This is a genomic window from Anaerococcus lactolyticus ATCC 51172 (genome assembly GCF_000156575.1).
Taxonomy (GTDB): domain Bacteria; phylum Bacillota; class Clostridia; order Tissierellales; family Peptoniphilaceae; genus Anaerococcus; species Anaerococcus lactolyticus.
On sequence record NZ_GG666125.1, the window covers coordinates 1 to 241 of the forward strand.

The 241-nt window shown below is 68.9% G+C and carries 1 pseudogene; it reads left to right on the top strand.

Annotation, left to right across the window (positions count from 1 at the left end):
* Positions 1 to 241 (top strand): annotated as a pseudogene (locus HMPREF0072_RS10530) (hypothetical protein); the annotation flags it as partial.

Below are 241 nucleotides of genomic sequence, written 5' to 3' on the forward strand. Positions count from 1 at the left end.
GGCTATGACAACCTGGTGGTCGACATGCTGGGCATCAACGTGATGAAGAACGTGACCGGCGGCCATCCGGTGATCTTCGACGTGACCCACGCGCTGCAGACCCGCGATCCGTTCGGCGCCGCGTCCGGCGGCCGTCGCGCTCAGGTGGCCGAGCTGGCGCGTGCCGGCATGGCGGTTGGCCTGGCGGGGCTGTTCCTCGAAGCGCACCCGGATCCGAACAACGCCAAGTGCGACGGGCCGT